Origin of the sequence: Alteromonas aestuariivivens (assembly GCF_003367475.1) — a bacterium.
Classification (GTDB): domain Bacteria; phylum Pseudomonadota; class Gammaproteobacteria; order Enterobacterales; family Alteromonadaceae; genus Alteromonas; species Alteromonas aestuariivivens.
The window spans coordinates 167043-187038 of the sequence record NZ_QRHA01000007.1; the positions used below are offsets into that span (position 1 = coordinate 167043).

17 protein-coding genes are annotated in these 19996 nt (G+C 48.8%); 9 read left to right on the forward strand and 8 right to left on the reverse strand.

Annotation, left to right across the window (positions count from 1 at the left end):
• Positions 1-216 precede the first annotated feature (216 nt).
• On the reverse strand, positions 217-792 hold the full coding sequence (gene smrB, locus DXV75_RS11115) for an endonuclease SmrB (RefSeq protein WP_245953178.1): 576 nt from the start codon (positions 790-792) through the stop codon (positions 217-219).
• A gap of 122 nt (positions 793-914) precedes the next feature.
• Here smrB and prmB point away from each other — a divergent pair, with 122 nt between their 5' ends.
• From prmB to DXV75_RS11135, 4 genes are all read left to right on the forward strand, one after another.
• The gene (gene prmB, locus DXV75_RS11120) at positions 915-1850 is read left to right on the forward strand and encodes a 50S ribosomal protein L3 N(5)-glutamine methyltransferase (protein ID WP_115593490.1); all 936 of its coding nucleotides are present in this window, start codon (positions 915-917) and stop codon (positions 1848-1850) included.
• A 9-nt stretch (positions 1851-1859) separates the two neighbouring features.
• The gene (gene aroC, locus DXV75_RS11125) at positions 1860-2963 is read left to right on the forward strand and encodes a chorismate synthase (RefSeq protein WP_115593491.1); all 1104 of its coding nucleotides are present in this window, start codon (positions 1860-1862) and stop codon (positions 2961-2963) included.
• 51 nt (positions 2964-3014) lie between these two features.
• A complete protein-coding gene (locus DXV75_RS11130) occupies positions 3015-4187 on the forward strand; it encodes an MFS transporter (protein WP_115593492.1) in 1173 nt (390 codons plus the stop codon).
• An 83-nt stretch (positions 4188-4270) separates the two neighbouring features.
• Positions 4271-5203: a TolB-like translocation protein gene (locus tag DXV75_RS11135; RefSeq protein WP_115593493.1), complete on the forward strand. Its 933-nt coding sequence runs from the start codon at positions 4271-4273 to the stop codon at positions 5201-5203.
• Positions 5204-5228: 25 nt separating this feature from the next.
• Here DXV75_RS11135 and DXV75_RS11140 read toward each other — a convergent pair whose 3' ends face one another.
• From DXV75_RS11140 to sodB, 4 genes are all read right to left on the reverse strand, one after another.
• Entirely contained in the window at positions 5229-6746 is a 1518-nt protein-coding gene (locus DXV75_RS11140; protein WP_115593494.1) for a SpoVR family protein, read from the reverse strand.
• A 5-nt stretch (positions 6747-6751) separates the two neighbouring features.
• Positions 6752-8041 carry a YeaH/YhbH family protein gene (locus tag DXV75_RS11145; protein ID WP_115593495.1) on the reverse strand — a complete coding sequence of 430 codons (1290 nt, stop codon included), beginning with the start codon at positions 8039-8041 and terminating at the stop codon, positions 6752-6754.
• Between the two features lie 24 nt (positions 8042-8065).
• Positions 8066-9988, reverse strand: coding sequence for a PrkA family serine protein kinase (locus DXV75_RS11150; RefSeq protein ID WP_115593496.1), 1923 nt, complete (start codon positions 9986-9988; stop codon positions 8066-8068).
• Positions 9989-10556: 568 nt separating this feature from the next.
• Positions 10557-11141 carry a superoxide dismutase [Fe] gene (gene sodB / locus DXV75_RS11155; RefSeq protein ID WP_115593497.1) on the reverse strand — a complete coding sequence of 195 codons (585 nt, stop codon included), beginning with the start codon at positions 11139-11141 and terminating at the stop codon, positions 10557-10559.
• Between the two features lie 587 nt (positions 11142-11728).
• On the opposite strand from sodB, the gene DXV75_RS11160 reads away from it, so the two are divergent.
• Both DXV75_RS11160 and DXV75_RS11165 read left to right on the forward strand, forming a co-directional pair.
• A complete protein-coding gene (locus DXV75_RS11160) occupies positions 11729-12082 on the forward strand; it encodes a Grx4 family monothiol glutaredoxin (RefSeq protein ID WP_115593498.1) in 354 nt (117 codons plus the stop codon).
• A gap of 358 nt (positions 12083-12440) precedes the next feature.
• A complete protein-coding gene (locus DXV75_RS11165) occupies positions 12441-15026 on the forward strand; it encodes a TonB-dependent receptor plug domain-containing protein (protein ID WP_115593499.1) in 2586 nt (861 codons plus the stop codon).
• Between the two features lie 46 nt (positions 15027-15072).
• Here DXV75_RS11165 and DXV75_RS11170 read toward each other — a convergent pair whose 3' ends face one another.
• Positions 15073-15267 carry a (2Fe-2S)-binding protein gene (locus tag DXV75_RS11170; protein ID WP_115593500.1) on the reverse strand — a complete coding sequence of 65 codons (195 nt, stop codon included), beginning with the start codon at positions 15265-15267 and terminating at the stop codon, positions 15073-15075.
• A gap of 257 nt (positions 15268-15524) precedes the next feature.
• Here DXV75_RS11170 and DXV75_RS11175 point away from each other — a divergent pair, with 257 nt between their 5' ends.
• Together DXV75_RS11175 and DXV75_RS11180 are read left to right on the forward strand one after the other, a co-directional pair.
• Positions 15525-16130: a peroxiredoxin gene (locus tag DXV75_RS11175; RefSeq protein WP_115593501.1), complete on the forward strand. Its 606-nt coding sequence runs from the start codon at positions 15525-15527 to the stop codon at positions 16128-16130.
• Positions 16131-16283: 153 nt separating this feature from the next.
• Positions 16284-17204: an alpha/beta hydrolase gene (locus DXV75_RS11180; protein ID WP_115593502.1), complete on the forward strand. Its 921-nt coding sequence runs from the start codon at positions 16284-16286 to the stop codon at positions 17202-17204.
• 29 nt (positions 17205-17233) lie between these two features.
• Here the strand turns inward: DXV75_RS11180 and rnt are convergent, their stop codons facing one another.
• Complete coding sequence (rnt, locus tag DXV75_RS11185; RefSeq protein ID WP_115593503.1) at positions 17234-17878, reverse strand: ribonuclease T; 645 nt, start codon at positions 17876-17878, stop codon at positions 17234-17236.
• Positions 17879-18137: 259 nt separating this feature from the next.
• Between rnt and DXV75_RS11190 the strand changes: the two genes are divergently transcribed.
• Positions 18138-19001: a flagellar protein MotY gene (locus DXV75_RS11190; RefSeq protein ID WP_115593504.1), complete on the forward strand. Its 864-nt coding sequence runs from the start codon at positions 18138-18140 to the stop codon at positions 18999-19001.
• On the opposite strand, the gene glpQ is transcribed toward DXV75_RS11190, so the two are convergent.
• Positions 18998-19996, reverse strand: coding sequence for a glycerophosphodiester phosphodiesterase (gene glpQ, locus DXV75_RS11195; RefSeq protein ID WP_115593505.1), 999 nt, complete (start codon positions 19994-19996; stop codon positions 18998-19000). The two genes, DXV75_RS11190 and glpQ, sit on opposite strands and share 4 nt — an antisense overlap.

Consider the following 19996-nt stretch of genomic DNA (forward strand, 5'->3'; position numbering starts at 1 on the left):
TTTTCTGCAAGGCAGGGACTGTGAAGTGTAGTCATCTACATGAACAGCCACGAACGCAGCAGAAAAATACGACAAACGCTGCCCTTCGGGTTCACTCTGAGTGGTTCCATGGCTGCGTTGTTCGCCATTTACTTAGCTGACTAAGCTTCATGGCTCTCGCCTTGCCCTGAAACCACTCAAAGAGAACGAATTTTGAACAGTAAAGATCAACAGGCCCTAACGTTTTTGGGGCGGCTCGCGGGTTTCTACTAGCACCAGCAGCGCACCCTGCCCACCATATTCCAGAGGAGCCTGATGAAACGCCATCACATGCGGATGCTGGATCAGGTAATGGGGCAGGGCCCGCTTTAACACCCCCTGCCCAATTCCGTGCACAACCGCTACGCAGTCAATCATTTCCTTGTGGGCCGTGTACAACAGAGCTGATAGTTCCAGTTTGGTATTCTCTTTATCCAGACCATGTAAATCCAATACCAATTCAGGATAAAAATCCCCACGACGCAAACGCTTCAATGCGTGGGTAGCAACATCTTCCCGACAGTAACGCACCGGGCCCTCATCTGAGAGAGCTGCCTGATATACATCAGAAAACGCAAAGCTGGCAGCGGTTTGCCTTTTGGCGGCTGATTGACGTCGGGCGCCTGCGGAGGCAGAGGAGGATTTTTTGGCGAGTTTCCACTTGTTCAGGGGCGCGAGCTTGTCCTGGGAGAGGGGCTTAACGCCGGACATTGCCTGCTCAAACAGCTGACTGTCAGACGAATCGGCAAATGAGTCGTTCTTTGATCCGGACAACGCTCGGCTCCTGAATAATACAGTTTACAAACCCTTGGTAATTCTGAATAAAATATCCGTGGGCGCAGCAATGAAGTTTGTTATCATAGCAGTTTTCGACTCCCCTATGTACTGATGGACTTATGACTGACAAAATCTATCTGGAAGAGGCCATTGACGATCTGCATAGCATTGTGGATATGGTTCGCTGGGCTGCCAGCCGCTTCAATGACGCACATCTCTATTTTGGTCACGGTACGGATAACGCATGGGATGAAGCCATGGCGTTGGTGGGGCATGCCTTGCACCTCCCTCATGAGTGGATGTTGCAAATGCAAAGCGGGTTGTTTCAGGCTCGTCTGACTCGCAGTGAGCGGGAAAAAATCGCCGAGCAGGTATTGAAACGGGTGCAGACCCGATTGCCGTTACCGTATATTACCAATCAGGCCTGGTTTTGTGATTTGCCCTTTTATGTCGATGAACGGGTATTGATTCCGCGCTCACCTTTTGCAGAACTGATAAAAGGCCGCTTTGCGAATTATCTTGATGCGCCTCCTGCCCAGCTCCTGGATATGTGTACTGGCGGCGGATGCATCGCGATTGCCTTGGCTTACGCTTTTGAGGACGCAACGGTCGACGCCGTGGACATCAGTTCAGAAGCGCTTGAGGTGGCGGATTACAACATTCAGGAGCATGGGCTGACAGATCGTGTGTATCCGATTCAATCGGACCTGTTCAGTGAGTTGCACGGCCAGGTCTATGACCTGATCGTATCAAATCCTCCCTACGTTGATGCCGAAGATATGGCGGATTTACCGGATGAATACCGGCATGAACCTGAACTGGCTCTGGCGGCGGGAAATGATGGGCTGGATTTGGTTGAAATCATGCTCCGGGAAGCCCCGAATCATCTCGCAGACAATGGATGGATGCTGGTGGAGGTCGGAAACAGTGAGGTGCATATGGCTGCTCGTTTCCCCGGGCTGGCCCTTAATTGGGTATCGTTAGAGCAGGGCGGACACGGAATCTTCGCTGTATCAAAATCCGCATTAGAAACTTATTGGAACAACAAGGACTAATTTCACACTATGGCAGGCAACAGCTTCGGAAAATACTTCACGGTTTCGACCTTTGGTGAGAGTCACGGCATCGCTCTGGGTGGCGTTGTAGATGGTTGTCCCCCTGGACTGGAATTGTCGGAACAGGATTTACAGGTTGATTTGGATCGCCGCAAACCGGGAACTTCCCGCTATACCACTGCCCGTCGGGAGGACGACGAGGTGCAAATTCTGTCGGGAGTGTTTGAGGGCAAAACCACAGGAACCAGCATTGGGTTACTGATTAAAAACAAGGATCAGCGGAGCCAGGACTATTCCAATATATCGGATCGCTTTCGTCCTGGTCACGCAGACTATACCTATCAGCAAAAGTACGGAATTCGGGACTATCGCGGCGGCGGTCGTTCGTCTGCCCGGGAGACCGCCATACGGGTGGCTGCGGGCGGCATAGCTAAAAAGTATCTGAAGCAGGTTTTTGGCATCGAAATAAAAGGTTTTTTGTCGCAACTTGGGCCAATCAAAATTGACCAGGTGGATCACTCAATTACTAATACCAACCCATTCTTTTGCCCGGATGAGAGCAAACTCGAAGCATTGGATGAATACATGCGGGACCTGAAGAAATCCGGCGATTCAATTGGGGCGAAAATATCCGTTGTTGCCACCGGTATGCCGGTTGGTTTGGGCGAACCTGTATTTGATCGCCTTGATGCCGATATTGCCAGCGCCATGATGGGTATTAACGCCGTTAAGGGGGTTGAAGTTGGCGACGGATTTGACGTGGTTGAGCAAAAGGGCAGTGAACATCGTGATACTTTGACTCCTCAAGGTTTTACCAGCAATCACTCTGGTGGCGTGCTGGGAGGAATTTCTACCGGTCAGGATCTGTTGGTGCATATGGCACTGAAACCCACTTCCAGTATTTCGGTACCGGGCACAACCATCACCAAGCAAGGGGAACCCACTGACATCGTGACCAAAGGTCGTCATGATCCCTGTGTCGGGATCCGGGCTGTACCCATCGCAGAAGCCATGCTGGCGTTGGTCCTTATGGACCACTGTCTCCGTCACCGGGCACAGAATGCATTGGTTCACAGCGAAACACCGGTGATTCCGGCAGCAGCAAAAAGCTGATACTGCGTCAGCCGAAGCATCCAAGAATTCTCTGACGGTTGGACGCAGCATATGGGTAGGCTCTCACGCACCAACCTGATGTTGCTGGCACTCACCTACTGGCTGTATTTCGGACAGTTGGGGGTATTGGTACCCTATCTTGGTATTTTCCTCGATGGCAGGGGATTCAGTTCCGCAGAAATCGGTGAGTTGTTCGCGGTTATCACACTGGCCCGAATAATCGGGCCTTCTCTGTGGGCCGGCATTGCCGATAAAACCGGTCAGGCATTAAGAATTTTGAAGTTCGGATGTCTGCTCACCGTGGTGTGCTTTTCCAGTGTCTTTTATTTTCATGGTTTTTGGGGCTTGACCCTTTCCTTTGGCTTGATGATGATGTTCTGGACTGCGGTATTACCACAGCTGGAGGTCATTACCATGCAATCCGTTGCGGGTAGCAACGTGAGCTACGGGCAGATCAGGCTGTGGGGAAGTATTGGTTTTATCGTGCTGACCATCTTTGTGGGAAAATTACTGGATGTTGCTTCCAGTGAGGCGCCAATATATGTCAGCATCACCGTGCTCAGTGCACTGTTTGTCAGTACCCTGTTTTTAAGCTCGCCAGTTTCGGTTCATCGTTCAGACACTTCTGACACCCGTATCTGGCTCTACCTGCTTACTCCTGTATTCATTGTATTTTTGCTGTCAGCCGCCTTATTGCAGGTCAGCTTTGGGGCCTACTACGGTTTCTTCGCGCTCTACATGCGTGATCTCAGTTATACCGGCCAGCAAACAGGGTTGCTGATTGCGTTGGGGGTTCTGGCTGAGATAGGTATATTTCTGGTTGCAAGGCGATTGATTGGCCGTTTTGGTGTCCGTTTATTGTTACTGGTGTGTATGTTGATTACCGCATTTCGCTGGCATTTGCTCGCCGAATACGCGCATCTTTTTTGGGTGGTATTTGTCAGCCAACTCTTTCATGCCCTCAGTTTTGGTCTGACGCATGCCACTTCCGTGCACTTTATCCATCATTTTCTTCCTGCCAGTTTTCATAGCCGAGGGCAGGCTATCTATATCAGCCTGGCATTTGGCGCAGGGGGGGCGGTAGGGAATTATCTGGCAGGACAGCTTTGGCAGCAGGGCGAGAAAGCTGCTCTTACGTTTAATGTTGCAGCGGCCTGCGCATTGGCAGGAGCCCTGGTACTGATGCTGATTGGCGCAAAAAAAATGGACGCAAGACCCGCATGAACCTCAATATTGGTCAGACGCTCGAAAGCGCGGTGCTGTCGGTGAGGCTGGATTGAATATCAAAATGAGTAATGAGATAAATCATGTTTAAAGATTGCTTCACCAAAGCCGTATTTTCAGTTTTTTTAGTAGTTGCAAACTTTCAGGCTATTGCCGTCGAAAGCAATATCTGGTTATTCAGCGTGATCCGGGACGCCGGGAATATGAGGGTTGTGGAAGCTAAAAAGCTGACGGACAACCCGGATTATTCCAATCAGCCTTATTTTTTGCACAACGGTGATGGGCTTTATTTCAGCCAGTCTTTTGGGCTTGGGGATACAGCCCAAACCGATGTGATGCTTTATGACATCGTTAGAGGATTTCATCGCAATCTTACTGCATCAGGGTTATCTGAATATTCTCCGACGCCGATGCCAGCCGGTAACGGTTTTTCCGTAATACGGGTTGATGAGGCCGGTAAACAATGGCTGTGGGCATTCGACGATAACGGGAATCGCTTAGGCAAACTTTCGTCAGCGGAACCGGTGGGCTACCATGTGTGGCTGGCGGAGGAGTCTTTTTTGGCATTCATTCTGGGCAGCCCTCATACCTTACAAGCCATTACATTGAACGGGCATCAAACAATCATTGATGATCATATCGGCCCCAGCATGTGGAAGATTCCAACTACTTCAATGTTCAGCTATACCAAAAACCCCGCTCCGGAACAGCAACCCTGGACCCTAATGGGCTATGACCCTGCAACCCAGGAGGCTCATGTTTTGGTTACCATGCCTGAAAACGCCTATTATATGGCGTGGAGCGCTCGGGCTGAGGCGTTGGTTGGCGTCAAAAATCGAATCTATGCCTGGTCGCTGCAAAGCAAAAACATTGCGGATGAAAAGGCTGAGAGTGGCCTTTCAGAGGCCTCTCCCTGGCACGAGTGGCTGGATTTGTCTGACTATTGCGAAGGCACTTTAACTCGCTTGCACTTCAGTAACGATGGCCGGAAACTGGCTACAGTATGTGAACAGTAAGGTAAACCATTTTCAGCCGTTTTACTCACGGCGCAGGAGCATGACGCTTACAGCGAGCAATAACCTGGACGTCGTCCGGCCCATTTTGCTGTTCGAGACAAACATCAAATTTCCACAGGCGATGTAAGTGACGCATGACCTCGTCCTTTGATTCTCCCAATGGAACGCCTCTTTGTGGCACATAGCGCAAAGTAAGTGAACGATCGCCCCTGACATCCACACTGTAAACCTGAATGTTTGGTTCAATGTTGCTGAGGTTATATTGGGCTGACAGTTTTTCCCGGATTTTCAGATAGCCCTGCTCATCATGGATGGCGCTTACGCTCACAAACGGCTTATCGGCATCGTCTTCCACAGCAAAAAATTTAAAATCCCTCATTAGCTTTGGAGACAGGAACTGGCTGATAAAGCTTTCATCCTTAAAGTTCTGCATGGCGAAATGTACGGTCTCAAGCCAGTCTTTGCCAGCAATGTCCGGTAAATAATATCGGTCTTCTTCGGTAGGCTCCTGACAGATGCGTTTGATGTCCATAAACATATTAAAGCCCAATGCGTATGGGTTTATGCCTGAGTAGTATGGGCTGTTGTAATCCGGCTGCATAACTACACTGCTGTGACTGTGCAAAAACTCCATCATAAATCGGTCGGTAACCAATCCGTCGTCGTAAAGGGTATTGACGATGTGGTAGTGCCAAAAGCAAGCCCAGCCTTCGTTCATTACCTGGGTTTGTTTTTGTGGATAAAAATACTGAGAGACTTTACGTACGATGCGCACCACCTCGCGCTGCCAGGGTTCTAACAGGGGGGCGTTCTTTTCAATAAAATACAGTAAATTTTCTTGTGGTTCTGAAGGAAACCGGCGGTTTTTGGGTTTAAGAGATTCCCGGGATTCCGGTAATGTACGCCATAACTCGTTAACCTGCGACTGCAGATATTTTTCTCGTTGCTTTTGACGGCTTTTTTCTTCCTGCAGGGAAATCTTTTGCGGTCTTTTATAACGATCAACACCGTAATTCATCAACGCATGGCAGGAATCGAGAATGTTTTCTACTTCCTCCGTACCATATTTTTGCTCGCACTTTGTGATGTAATTTTTGGCAAATACCAGGTAATCAATGATCGAACTGGCGTCTGTCCAGGTTTTAAACAGGTAGTTGCCTTTGAAAAACGAATTGTGGCCGTAGCATGCGTGTGCCATCACCAGGGCTTGCATGGTAATGGTGTTCTCTTCCATCAGATAAGCGATGCAAGGGTTAGAATTAATTACAATCTCGTAGGCCAACCCCATGTGGCCACGCCGATATTGTTGTTCTGTCTGGATAAATTTTTTACCAAATGACCAGTGCGTGTAATTGATGGGCATGCCAATGGACGCATAGGCGTCCATCATTTGTTCTGCTGTAATCACCTCAATTTGATTCGGATAGGTATCGAGCCGGAATTGCTTGGCAATACGATCTATGTGAAATTCATATTGCTCAAGCATCTCAAACGTCCAATCCGGCCCGTCATCCAAGTGTTTCTCTTTTGTTTCAACGTCCATCGTTGTCACTGGGCTCCAGATTGAGTTTGCTCACTCGACCGTTTAAACAGTTCCCTAAACACCGGATAGATGTCACTGACTGAACGGATATGTTTGCAAACAAAATTATCGTTAATGTCTGATACTTTCTGATACTCCCGCCACAGGCTCTGGTGCTGTCTGTCAGTGATTTCAATGTAAGCGAAGTACCGTGTAACCGGCAGCAGATTTTTCGTCAGTATCTCGCGACACTGAGGAGAATCATCGGCCCAATTGTCACCGTCAGAAGCCTGGGCTGCGTAAATGTTCCATTCACCGCTCTTGAATCGTTGCTGAATAATTTCATCCATTAATTTGAGCGCACTTGAAACGATGGTGCCCCCGGTTTCCTGAGAGTAAAAAAACTCCTGTTCATCAACTTCTTTTGCCTGTGTGTGGTGACGTATGTAAACCACTTCTACATTTTCGTAGGTTCGGGTCAGGAACAGGTAGAGTAATATGTAAAATCGCTTAGCCATGTCCTTGGTTGCCTGGTCCATGGATCCGGATACGTCCATCAGGCAAAACATAACCGCTTTGCTGGTAGGAATGGGACGGCGATCGTAGTTTTTGAATCGAAGATCGAAGGTGTCGATGAAGGGCACTCTGGAAATCTTTTGTTTTAAGTCCGCGATCTGAGCTTCCAGTTCCATGCGGGCAAGAACTTGATCATGCTTATCCTGCTTCAGCTTTTCCAGTTGCTCTTCCAACTCCCTGAGTTGTCGACGATCATTTCCGGTAAGCGCAATTCGTCGCGCTACAGAGCCTTTTAGTGAACGAACAATATCAAGATTGGCTGGTACCCCGTCGGTCTGATAACCAGCCCGGTAGGTTTCATACTGTACCACTTTGTCGAACTGGTTCCGCTTGAGATTAGGTAATGCCAGATCATCAAACAGTAGATCGAGGTATTCGTCTTTTGAAATGGAAAAAACGAAATCGTCCTTGCCTTCCCCGCTGTTGCTCGCGTCCCCTTCGCCAGCTCCCTGACCACCCCCGGTTGGGGGGCGGTTTATGCGGTCACCGGCAGTAAACTGATCATTACCCGGGTGAACAATAGTGCGCTTTCCGCCCTTGCCAGTGTGAAAAACAGGTTCAGAGATATCTCTTGCCGGTATACTGATTTGTTCACCGGTTTCCAAATCCGTTACTGATCTCTGACTGACAGCATCAGAAACCGCGCGCTTTATCTGCTGTTTATAGCGGCGTAAAAAGCGCTGTCGGTTAACAGTGCTTTTTCCTTTGCTGTTGAGTCGTCTGTCTATAAAATGCGCCATGGCACCTGCTCTTTGGGTAACGGTCTACGATGCCTTACGTACGCGCAAGTACCATTCACACAGTAATCTTACCTGTTTTTGTGTGTAGCCTTTTTCGGTCATCCGATTGACAAAGTCGTCGTGTTTCTTCTTGTCTTCTGTAGAACCTTTGGTGTTGAAAGAAATAACCGGCAACAGGTCCTCTGTATTCGAAAACATTTTCTTCTCGATAACGGTCCGCAGTTTTTCGTAGCTTGTCCACGCCGGATTTTTACCTCCGTTACTTGCCCGGGCCCGAAGGACAAAGTTAACAATTTCATTGCGGAAGTCTTTGGGGTTACTGATACCCGCAGGTTTTTCGGTTTTTTCCAGCTCCGCATTCAACGATTCCCGATCAAATAACTGACCGGTTTCCGGATCTCTGTATTCCTGGTCCTGAATCCAGAAGTCAGCGTAGGTCACGTAGCGATCGAAGAGGTTTTGGCCGTATTCGGAATACGACTCCAGATAGGCCGTTTGAATTTCCTTGCCGATAAATTCTACGTATCGTGGAATCAGATAGCCTTTGAGAAACTCTTTATACCGGTCAGCGGTTTCAGGTGGAAATTGCTCCCGCTCAATTTGACGCTCCAGAACATAAAAAAGATGCACAGGATTGGCGGCTACTTCCTGGTGATCGAAGTTGAACACCCTGGACAGAATTTTGAAGGCAAAGCGGGTAGAGAGGCCTTCCATACCCTCGTCGACCCCGGCGTAGTCTCGGTACTCCTGATAGGACTTGGCTTTAGGATCGGTGTCTTTGAGACTTTCACCATCGTACACCCGCATTTTTGAATACAGGCTGGAATTCTCTGGTTCGTTAAGCCGCGACAGTACCGTAAACTGGGCCAGACACTCCAGCGTGTCAGGAGCACAGGGCGCCCCCGCCAGTTCACTGTTGACCAAAAGTTTTTTGTAAATTTTCATCTCTTCGGACACCCGCAAGCAATACGGCACTTTAACGATGAACACCCGGTCCAGAAAAGCTTCATTGTTTTTGTTGTTGCGAAAGGTTTGCCACTCGGATTCATTCGAGTGAGCCAGTATGAGTCCGTCAAAGGGGAGCGCAGAGAATCCCTCAGTTGGGTTGTAATTTCCTTCCTGGGTTGCTGTCAAAAGGGGATGAAGTACCTTAATCGGGGCCTTAAACATTTCGACAAATTCCATTAACCCCTGGTTAGCCTTACACAGAGAACCAGAGTAGGAATAAGCGTCCGGGTCATTTTGGGCGTATTGTTCGAGGCGACGAATATCCACCTTCCCTACCAGGGAAGAAATGTCTTGGTTGTTTTCGTCACCCGGCTCCGTTTTTGCTATGCCCACTTGATCAAGCACAGAAGGGTATACCCGTACAACCTTGAATTGGGTGATATCACCGTTAAATTCGTGCAAACGTTTTCTGACCCAGGGAGACATGATGGTTTTCAGATACCGTTTTGGAACGCCGTATTCACTCTCAAGCAAGTGCCCATCTTCGTTAACGTCAAAGAGGCAAAAAGGGTGGTCGTTAACCGGAGAGCCCTTCAGCATGTATATGGGCACTTTCTGCATCAATTCCTTTAACCGCTCAGCCAGGGACGATTTGCCGCCTCCAACAGGCCCCAACAGATAAAGGATTTGCTTTTTCTCTTCCAGTCCCTGGGCGGCGTGGCGTAAATAGGAAACAATTTGTTCTATTGATTCTTCCATACCGTAAAATTCGCTAAAAGCAGGGTAGCGGGCTATCACACGGTTGGAGAAAATGCGGCTTAAAGCAGAATTTTTGGACGTATCCACCATTTCCGGCTCGCCGATCGCTTTGAGTAGTCTCTCAGCAGCATTGGCATAGGCCATTGGGTCGGTTTTGCAGATTTCCAAAAATTCCTGAATGGTAAATTCTTCGTGTTTCCGGTCCTCGTATCGCTGCTGATAATGTTCAAATATTCCCATATGCACCCCTCAAAAATCGATCCCCTTTAAAAAAAGTGTAGTAAATATTTTTGAAAGAAAAAGGATATTTACGGAAAAATTAGCATAATTTTTAATCATCTGGACGGATCAGTTTATGACTTTTTTTCTTGAATTTACTTATAGTTAGCTGAGTCAGAAATTCATGTTATTGTTATTTTTGTGTAAATTCTTGCCAGGTTCATGCATCTGGACTATCAACGGGCTTTACATGCCAAAATATTGAACTAGATTTATCAGGGGAAGTTTCGTCTTAAAAAACTAACTGAGATAATTCCTGTGAATTCCATGTCGCCCGTGGAGTCGTCGTTCTGAAAGGCTTGCTTGAGGCAGGTTTAGGCGTATGGTTCAAAATTGAAGATGTGCTTTGAGGCGGTTTTATTGATTACTTTCCACAATGGGATAAAAAGTTTTATTCGCTATTGTTTGGCTGGAATGTGAAGTCGCTTTACTCGGGTTAGCGGTGCAAAAGCGTAATCAGTTCCATTAACAAAAAAGAAACAAAAAGCCCGCATCTGATGCGGGCTTTTGTCAGGAATCTGCTGGTTACTTAGGCGGCAAAATTTTCTGCAGCAAATTCCCAGTTTACCAGTGCCCAGAAACCTTCAAGGTATTTTGGGCGCAGGTTTCTGTAATCAATATAGTAGGCATGTTCCCACAGATCTACAGTAAGCAATGGAGTCAGGCCTTCCTCAGTCAGAGGCGTTGCTGCATTGCTGGTATTTACGATGTCCAGTGAGCCATCTGCGGTTTTTACCAGCCAGGTCCAGCTTGAGCCGAAGTTATTGACGGCTTTATCGTTGAACGCAGCCTGAAAATCAGCAAATGAGCCCCACTTGGCGTTAATGGCATCAGCCAATGCGCCAGTTGGCTCACCACCACCATTCGGGTTCAGGCTATGCCAGTAAAATGTGTGGTTCCAGATTTGTGCTGCGTTATTGAAAACACCGCCTTCAGAAGTCTTAACGATTTCTTCAAGGCTTTTATTTTCCATGTCAGTGCCTTCAACCAACCCATTCAATTTGGTTACGTAAGTGGCGTGATGTTTGCCGTAGTGGTATTCCAGGGTTTCTGCGGAAATATGTGGTTCCAGAGCATTTTTTTCATAGGGTAATGCTGGTAATTCAAAAGCCATACGATTCTCCATGTTGGTAAAGGGTTAACTGCTGACCAGGTAAACCAGAGGGTTACACTATATCAGGGCCAACAGTGGTCTCAACTTAATTAGCAGATGTGGGGGCAGATTTTATTAACCCAATGACAAATTGGTAATTTTTTTGAGCATTCTGAGCGGGACGATCAGTTTTATGGTATGTCAATTTGAAACAGCGCTGTGACCCGGAATGCTCGTACCGGGCTATGCCGGATCCCCGCATGCTGTGGTACACTAGGGCCTGTTGATCTTTGCTGTTCAATTTTGCTGCGAATTGTCGTGCATTTATGCAAGGCAGAGGGTGTGAAGTGTAGTCATCTACATGAACTGCCACTAACGCAGCAGAAAAACGCGACAAACGCTGCCCTTCGGGTTCACTCTGAGTGCTCCCAGGGCTGCGTTGTTCGCCATTTACTTAGCTGACTAAGCTTCATGACTCTCGCCTTGCCCTGAAACCACTCAGAGAGAACAAATTTCGAACAGCAAAGATCAACAGGCCCTAGGGCCTTGAAATAAATCCCGTTGATTCCCATCTCGGGCATATTAATCAGCCACCTTAAGAGGATAGGATGGAAAACACGCAATCTACCTTAGATAAAATCAAGCAACAGATAGAAGAAAACCCGATTCTGCTGTATATGAAGGGCTCTCCAAAACTCCCAAGCTGCGGTTTTTCCGCTCAGGCAGTGCAGGCTTTGATGTCTTGCGGGCAGCCTTTTGCCTATGTTGATATTCTGCAAAATCCGGACATTCGTGCAGAACTGCCTAAGTTCGCTAATTGGCCGACGTTTCCCCAGCTTTGGGTTGAAGGTGAGTTAGTCGGTGGCTGTGATATCATTCTCGAAATGTTTCAACAGAATGAGCTGCAACCATTGATTCAGGAAACGGCCAAAAAATATACGCAAGATGACGCTCAAAGTTAATAAAGTGTAAATATCATCTGGCCGGAAACTGGCCTTGCAAGTACCATAGCAAAATGCCGCCTTGTACCCATCAGGCGGCTTTTTTATTGGCATTCAGAATTTTTCTCATAACAAATCCCGCTTTAGTAGATTAATTTTCCGTTCTTGGGTGGTTGCTTTTTTATTGAGCTGCTCACATAAAACTTACAAAAACACTGGAAATCAGCCCGGATTTTGGTCTTAATGTTGATACGTTTTCAGGTCAGTTTTGCCTGCTTCTGAAGGCGTCTCTTTCAACTAAAAATTAATAAATTCCTCATAGGCAAGGGCGCTAACGCCGTTGCCCACAAAGAAGGAATGTAATTCTGGGAATTCTTTTATGAACTCTAAGTTATCCAAATTAACGCTGCAACTGAGGGCGTCTCTGGCCGCTAGCGCAGCTTTAAGTGTGTTTTGTCTGTCGCCGGTACAGGCTCAGGAAACTCAGGCGGAAACGCCCGAGGACATGGAACAAATCGCTGTTGTAGGTACTCGTGCGGCCCCCCGCTCGGTTGCCGATTCTGCGGTACCGATTGATATCATCTCTCAGGGTGAAATCAAAAATCAGGGGGCAACGGACATGGTCTCAATGATGCAGACTGTGGTGCCGTCCTTCAATGTCAACGACCAACCAATTAATGACGCCTCTACGCTGGTGCGCCCGGCAAACCTGCGCGGAATGGCGTCGGATCATACTCTGGTACTGGTGAACGGTAAGCGCCGTCATCGTTCTGCTGTTATCACCTTTTTAGGGGGGGGCTTGTCTGACGGTGCACAGGGGCCGGATATTTCCGTGATCCCTGCGGCAGCGCTCAAGCAGGTCGAAGTGTTGCGTGATGGTGCTGCTGCACAATATGGCTCTGACGCTATCGCCGGTGTGGTCAACTTTGTCCTTCAGGACGCATCGGAAGGTGGCTATGCCGAGGTTCACTATGGTTCTTACTACGAGGGCGACGGTGATACCGTGCAGATGTCCGGGAACATTGGTCTGCCCCTGACTGCCAATGGCTTTGTCAATCTGAGTGCAGAATACCGCACAGCTGATGATACCTCCCGAAGTGTTCAGCGTGATGACGCTGCCGAGCTCACTGCAGCCGGAAATACGTTTGTCGCCAACCCGTCACAAATTTGGGGTAGTCCGGAAGTTAAGGATGACATTAAGTTGTTCGCCAATGTTGGCCTTGAACTCAGCAATAGTTCAGAAGCCTATTTGTTTGGTAACTACGCGCAGCGCGAAGTGGATGGAGGCTTCTACTATCGTAACCCGCATACACGCGACGGGGTTTACAACGGTGGTGAAGATGCCGATGGCAACAAATTGCTGCTGGTGGGCGACTTGGATGGTCTAAATAACGGCATTGAATGCCCGGCAGTGCAAATTACCGATGGGAACGTGCTGGATGATGCCGATTACGCTGTAATTGCTGACAACAGCACCGCTGTTGGAGCCAACTGTTTTGGCTTCAACGAACTACTGCCTGGTGGTTTTACCCCAAGATTTGGCGGCAATATCACTGACATGTCCTTGGTTTTTGGTACCCGTGGTGAACTGGCCAATGAAATTGGCTACGATGTAAGCGTGAATCTTGGCCAAAATGAAGTCGATTTTTCCATTTACAATACCATTAACCCATCACTGGGCCCGGATACGCCGATGGCGTTCAAACCGGGTAAATATACCCAGGCTGAGCAGTCTCTGGACATCGACCTGAACAAGCCTGTTGATATCGGTTTGAGTGAGCCACTTTATCTTGCTGGTGGCTTCCAGTATCGCCACGAAACCTATGAAAGTGTGGCGGGTGATCCGGCTTCCTATGAAATAGGCGATTTGGCATCACAGGGGTTTGGTATTGGCTCCAACGGCTTCCCGGGACTGGCAGCCAACAGTCAGGGTGAAGTGTCCAGACACAACATCGCCTTCTACGTGGATGCGGAAGCGTATCTGACGGAATCGCTGATGCTGACCGGTGCACTACGTTATGAGGATTTCTCCGATTTTGGTAACACCACCAAAGGCAAGCTGGCGTTTCGCTGGCAGGCGCTGGACAGCATTGCATTCCGTGGAGCCTATTCAACCGGGTTTAAAGCACCCACCCTGGGGCAGAGTAATGTGCGCAATGTTACTACTGCTTTTGGAACCGATGGCAAGCTGATCGATCGTGCAACGTTACCTCCGACGGATCCGGTTTCCGTACTGAAAGGCGGTGAACAACTGACGCCGGAAGAATCTGAAAGCATGAGTTTGGGTCTGGTTGCTGATTTTGACAATGGCCTTTTCCTGACCATGGATTACTATCACATTGAAGTGACCGACCGCATCAGTACCGCATCCGGTATCAAGCTGACGGAAGAGGATATTGAGGCATTGCTTGCTCAGGGGATCCGCGATGCATCCAGCTTTTCTGAGATTAGCTTCTTCACCAACGATTTCGACACCACCACCGAAGGGGTTGATGTTGTGGGCAGCTACAGCATGCCAATGCTGGGCGGTGACACCCGATTCTCACTGGCTTATAACTGGACATCGACGGTTGTTGATAAAGCGTCGGATAATATCTCCGCCGACAGAATTCGCATGCTGGAGGATAACCTGCCGGCGGTTCGTTACAGTCTGACAACCCGACACACCAATGGAGACTGGCGGGTAATGGGAAGGCTGAACTATTTCGGTAGCATCTTCGAAGATCACCTGGACTCAGGCTTACCTATCGACAAAGTGGGATCAGAGTTTACTCTGGATCTGGAAGTGGGTTATCACTTCGGTGAGAATCTGCAATTAATCGCGGGCGCGAAAAATGCTCTGAACGAGTACCCGGATGAAAACGTGCTGTACGATACGGAAATTGCCGGCTCGAAATACCCAACCACAGCTCCGATTGGAATCAACGGTGGCTATTACTATCTGAAGGGAATTTATACTTTCTGAGGAAGGTAACAGGATGCTGGGGCTTCGGCCCCGGCAATACGTTGAATCAACACACTTCTTTAAACAAAGATTCGTCAATAATAGTTGAATCAATAATTTGCTGTGCCATCTGGATGCACTTTCCGCATTGACTACCTACATTCAAATGCTCGCGTAATTCTCGCAGATTACCCACGCCTTTCTCTTCCACCGCGTGGCGGATGGCTGAGTCGGTAATGCCAAAACACATGCAAATGTACATAAAAGATTAGCCCTCACTGTTTCTGCTAATGATAATAATTGTTATTTAACATTAAGGCAAGTGGCATTTCTTTAGCGAATTAAACCGTTGCATTATTCTTTAGTATGAAGCTGCCGGAATCGCTAAAGATAATTCTTCAAGCGGGTTGTTATTTGCAAAACAGAACCAATAATGGAGATAGCCATCGGGCTTGTAGACAAGACTGCTTTTGGAAAGCAGCCAATATAACGATTGTTCACAAATTAATGGAGTGAATCATGAGCGTACTAGTAGGGCGTCCTGCCCCTGATTTTACCGCCGCAGCAGTGTTGGGTAGTGGCGAGATTGTTGATACCTTCACGTTGAGTGAAGCCATCAAAGGAAAAAAAGCGGTGATTTTTTTCTATCCGCTGGATTTCACCTTTGTTTGTCCTTCTGAACTGATTGCGTTTGACAAGCGTTACGAAGAGTTCCAGAAGCGCGGTGTGGAAGTCATTGGCGTCTCAATCGATTCTCAGTTTTCTCACAATGCATGGCGTAACACGCCGGTTAACCAGGGCGGTATTGGCCCGGTTAAGTACACTCTGGTTGCTGATACCAAGCATGAAATTTGCCAGGCGTATGACGTAGAGCATCCGGAAGCAGGTGTTGCTTTCCGTGGATCATTCCTGATCGATGCTGAAGGTAACGTGCGTCACCAGGTTGTCAATGATTTGCCACTGGGCCGTAACATCGACGAAATGTTGCGTATGGTTGACGCTCTGAGCTTCCACGAAGAGCACGGTGAAGTTTGCCCTGCAGGCTGGACTGAAGGCAAAGCCGGAATGGATGCAAGCCCTGAAGGTGTTGCTAAATATCTGTCTGAAGAGGCTGACTCGCTGTAAGCGAAGCGCCCCTGAAGCCGAAGAGCCGCAGCCAAGTCGCTGCGGCTTTTTTGTCTTCGGGGCCAGCGGCTCAGTTGCTTTTGCTGTTTAGGTATCACAGGGCAGCGTAAGTCTTCTATGCTTGAGTGGTAACCACAGAACAGGAGCCCTTACATGCGATTCTTGATGCTGTTTTTTATTTTCGTGGCGCAGTATGGATTTGCAAGCGAGCCGTCGGTATCCAAAGGGCGGCTGGAAAGACTGGCGGATTTTTCTTCGAAGTTTGTTCCGGCCAGACACGTTGATGTGTGGCTGCCACCGGGATACCTGAAATCCAAACGATATCCTGTGCTTTACATGCATGACGGCCAGATGCTGTTTGATGCGACTAAAACCTGGAACCATCAGGAGTGGCAGGTTGATGAAGTCGCTTCAGCGTTGATTGAATCACAGGCTGTTGTGCCTTTTATTGTGGTCGGGGTATGGAATGGCGGTGAAAACCGTCACAGTGAATATTTTCCCCAAAAGCCATTTGAGGCATTAAGCGAAGCCCAGCAGGCGGCGGAGTACCAAAAGCGACGCAGCGCTGACCAGCGGCTTTTTGCAACCAGGGTGTACTCTGACGATTATCTGGCATTTCTGGTCAGGGAACTGAAACCTTACATCGACAGCCATTATGCCACTGATGCGGAAGAATCCTATTTGATGGGGTCGAGCATGGGCGGGTTGATATCCTGGTATGGAATGCTTGAATACCCTGACGTTTTCAAAGGGGCTGCGTGTCTGTCGACGCACTGGCCCGGCAGCTTCAGCGAACAAAACAATCCGGCTCCGGATGCATTTATTGCCTACATCAACCAGAATATAGCCCGGCTATCTGGGCATAAGCTTTATTTTGATCACGGTACCGTTACCCTGGATGCGATGTACCCACCGTTGCAGAGCCAGGTAGACAACCTGTTGAAGCGCAGGGGGTATCCTGAAAGTAGTTGGCTGTCTTTGCAATTTGAGGGGGCTGATCATAGCGAAAAGGCCTGGGCAGCCAGACTGGATGTGCCTTTGCGTTTTTTATTTGCCAAACCGCAGCCTGACTGAACAAATTCCCAATAATTCGCAGTGTACTGCTACTGTTCCGTTTCCTGTGCCGATAGCGGCCAGCCGCCCAGCGATTTGTAACGGTTAACAATAAAGCAGAACAGCTCGGCAGTTTTTTGGGCATCGTAGAGCGCGCTGTGAGCTTCTTTCTGATCAAATTCAATACCCGCCTCACGGCAGGCTTTCACCAGCACGGTTTGCCCTACTGCCAGGCCTGCAAGGCTGGTGGTGTCGAAAGAAACAAACGGGTGAAATGGCGTGCGCTTGATACTGCTGCGTTCAATGGCGGCGTTGACAAAACTCTGATCGAAATTGGCGTTGTGGGCGACGATCACCGATCGTTGACAAGCGGCATTTTTCTGGGCTTTTCGGATGTCTTTACACAAATCTTTCATGGCATCGGATTCCGCGACGGCCCCCCTTAAAGGGCAGTCGGGGTCTATCCCGTTAAAATCCAGCGCGGCCTGTTCCAGGTTGGCCCCTTCAAAAGGGGTAATGTGACGATGAAAAATCTGATCCGGGTGCAATATTCCTTGCTCGTCCATTCGCAGGGTGACGGCGGCGATCTCCAGCAAGGCATCGGTCTGAGCGTTAAACCCTGCAGTTTCAACGTCGATCACAACCGGGAAATATCCTCTGAAACGCGCGGCTAAACTGGCTTGGTTATCTGACATATCTCTCGTTTTCTAATTCTCTAATCGCCCAAGGTTTCCGCACGTCGGCAAGTGCTATGCCGATAGCAGTGCAAACCATATAAAGACGCAGATTATCTCAGCTCTATCCGGTAGTATCTACCCTGTTCGGGCAAATATAATCGAAGCAGGGTAATTGGCAGCGCCATTCCTTTTTTGGCGGAAATTGGCGCTAAACTTTTTGCCCGGGCGGGCGATAAGTGTGAGTAAGGCGTAATCCTGCTATCAATGTGAGAATCCAATGTATCGAGTGCTAGTGCTTATCAGTTTGCTGACGTGTTCGTTTTGTCATGGGGCAATGCGGCAGTATTCGGCAGCGGTGGAAAACTCAGACTGGCAGGTGGATGATGGTTCCAGGCTGGCCTGTACCCTGCGCCATCCGCTGCCCGGATATGGGGATGCCCTATTTACCAGTGTGGCCTCTAAGCAGTTGAATATGGAGTTTGAACTGGATATGCATCTGTTGCCAAAGAAATTTTCCATGGCAGCGGTGTATTCGGTTCCACCGAAGTGGATGCCAGGTAAAGCGCCTAAACCCATCGCCGATATGACTCTGCGCAAACAGTACAATGGTGATCTTCCTGAAGAGGCAGCCTGGACCATGCTGAGTGAGCTGGAAAAAGGTTACTGGCCAACTATTTACTATCAGGACTGGTACAACCCCTACGATAAGGTTGCCGTGGCCCTGAACGCGAGCAATTTTACCTACAGCTATCGCCAGTTCGTGCGCTGTGTGTCGAACCTGTTACCTTTTGGTTTTGAAGATATTGCCTATACCGTATTGGCGTATGAGAAGAACAGCACCGAACTAACCAAATATTCCCAGAAGCGCCTGAGCATGATTGGAGAGTACCTCAAAGAGGACAACAACATGGAGTTGGTGCTACTGGATGGCTATACTGACAGCTATGGCGGGCGCTGGAATAACGAGCAGCTGTCCGTCCGTCGTGCCACTCAGGTAAAGGATTATCTTACTGGGCTTGGAGTTGAAGCTGACCGGATTGAAGTGACCGGGCACGGAGAAAAGCACCATATCGCGCCCAACTCAAACAGCGCTTCCCGGGCGCTTAACCGACGTGTGATAGTCAGACTGTCGAAATCCTAGCGGCCCAGGTAGTCAAGAACCGGTGGCACCTGGTCAGTGAAAATGCCATCCACCTTGAGTTCTTTGACCAGTGCATCCAGCCATTCTTGCTTTGTCATGTCCGCGGCGAGGGCGTCAATCCGAAAGGTGTACGGATAGATTTGCAAGCCCCTTTCCCTGGCCCGGGCCAACCACTGTTGTTCAACCCGCTCACCATTGCGTAGCGGTTCCGGTTCAAACAGGTGGGCAATCCAGGGAGCAACGCCATCCGCTACTTTGGCGACGGCATCCAACCCTTCCGCTGTGCGAATCCATTGGAAATCCGTATCGGATTCCCGCCATTTTTTCTCGCCGATTAACTGCACCAGCTTGCCTTTAAACCCCAGTTCGTTGCGCAGCCTTTGCAGTTCCTTAAAATCGAAGCTCTGCAGGTAAAGGTTGGTGTCCGGTCCATCCAGACCGAATCGCTCCAGCACACCGAGAATGATTTTGCTTATGTCGAAACCTTGCTCGCGATGCCAGGCGGCATATTTAATTTCGGGAAAAAAGCCGACATGAGCGTTGGTAAGGCGGTTGAGGTTGTCGATGAGTTCAATTTGTTCTGCCAGAGTGGGGATTGTGAAGCCATTCTCTTCGCCAAAATAGCGATTTTTAAAAATGGGTTTGGCGTTTTCATTCTGGCGTTCGTTAACCGAAAGACGTTTGAGTTCCTCAAGGGTGAAGTCGATGGCGTAGTAGCGCCCATCTTCACGCACCCGATCCGGAAACTTGAGTTCAACGTCAGTAACTTCCTCGATGTGGATGTCGTGGAGGATCACTGCCTCACCGTCCTTACTTATCACCACATCCTGTTCAATGAAATCCGCCCCTTGTGCATGGGCAAGCGTAACAGCTTCAAGAGTATGCTCGGGAAGATAACCCGAGGCACCACGATGGGCGACAACATCAAAGGCCTGGGCCAGGGCAGGGATACAGCACAACAATACGCATGCGCAAAGCTGGCTGGTGGAGGGCAT

What these genes read in the sequence shown, in the direction of transcription:
- prmB (WP_115593490.1), top strand. Translation starts at nt 915, where the DNA reads ATGACTGACAAAATCTATCTGGAAGAGGCCATTGACGATCTGCATAGC.
- aroC (WP_115593491.1), top strand. Translation starts at nt 1,860, where the DNA reads ATGGCAGGCAACAGCTTCGGAAAATACTTCACGGTTTCGACCTTTGGT.
- DXV75_RS11130 (WP_115593492.1), top strand. Translation starts at nt 3,015, where the DNA reads ATGGGTAGGCTCTCACGCACCAACCTGATGTTGCTGGCACTCACCTAC.
- DXV75_RS11135 (WP_115593493.1), top strand. Translation starts at nt 4,271, where the DNA reads ATGTTTAAAGATTGCTTCACCAAAGCCGTATTTTCAGTTTTTTTAGTA.
- DXV75_RS11140 (WP_115593494.1), bottom strand. Translation starts at nt 6,746, where the DNA reads ATGGACGTTGAAACAAAAGAGAAACACTTGGATGACGGGCCGGATTGG.
- DXV75_RS11145 (WP_115593495.1), bottom strand. Translation starts at nt 8,041, where the DNA reads ATGGCGCATTTTATAGACAGACGACTCAACAGCAAAGGAAAAAGCACT.
- DXV75_RS11150 (WP_115593496.1), bottom strand. Translation starts at nt 9,988, where the DNA reads ATGGGAATATTTGAACATTATCAGCAGCGATACGAGGACCGGAAACAC.
- sodB (WP_115593497.1), bottom strand. Translation starts at nt 11,141, where the DNA reads ATGGCTTTTGAATTACCAGCATTACCCTATGAAAAAAATGCTCTGGAA.
- DXV75_RS11160 (WP_115593498.1), top strand. Translation starts at nt 11,729, where the DNA reads ATGGAAAACACGCAATCTACCTTAGATAAAATCAAGCAACAGATAGAA.
- DXV75_RS11165 (WP_115593499.1), top strand. Translation starts at nt 12,441, where the DNA reads ATGAACTCTAAGTTATCCAAATTAACGCTGCAACTGAGGGCGTCTCTG.
- DXV75_RS11170 (WP_115593500.1), bottom strand. Translation starts at nt 15,267, where the DNA reads ATGTACATTTGCATGTGTTTTGGCATTACCGACTCAGCCATCCGCCAC.
- DXV75_RS11175 (WP_115593501.1), top strand. Translation starts at nt 15,525, where the DNA reads ATGAGCGTACTAGTAGGGCGTCCTGCCCCTGATTTTACCGCCGCAGCA.
- DXV75_RS11180 (WP_115593502.1), top strand. Translation starts at nt 16,284, where the DNA reads ATGCGATTCTTGATGCTGTTTTTTATTTTCGTGGCGCAGTATGGATTT.
- rnt (WP_115593503.1), bottom strand. Translation starts at nt 17,878, where the DNA reads ATGTCAGATAACCAAGCCAGTTTAGCCGCGCGTTTCAGAGGATATTTC.
- DXV75_RS11190 (WP_115593504.1), top strand. Translation starts at nt 18,138, where the DNA reads ATGTATCGAGTGCTAGTGCTTATCAGTTTGCTGACGTGTTCGTTTTGT.
- glpQ (WP_115593505.1), bottom strand. Translation starts at nt 19,996, where the DNA reads ATGCCCTCCACCAGCCAGCTTTGCGCATGCGTATTGTTGTGCTGTATC.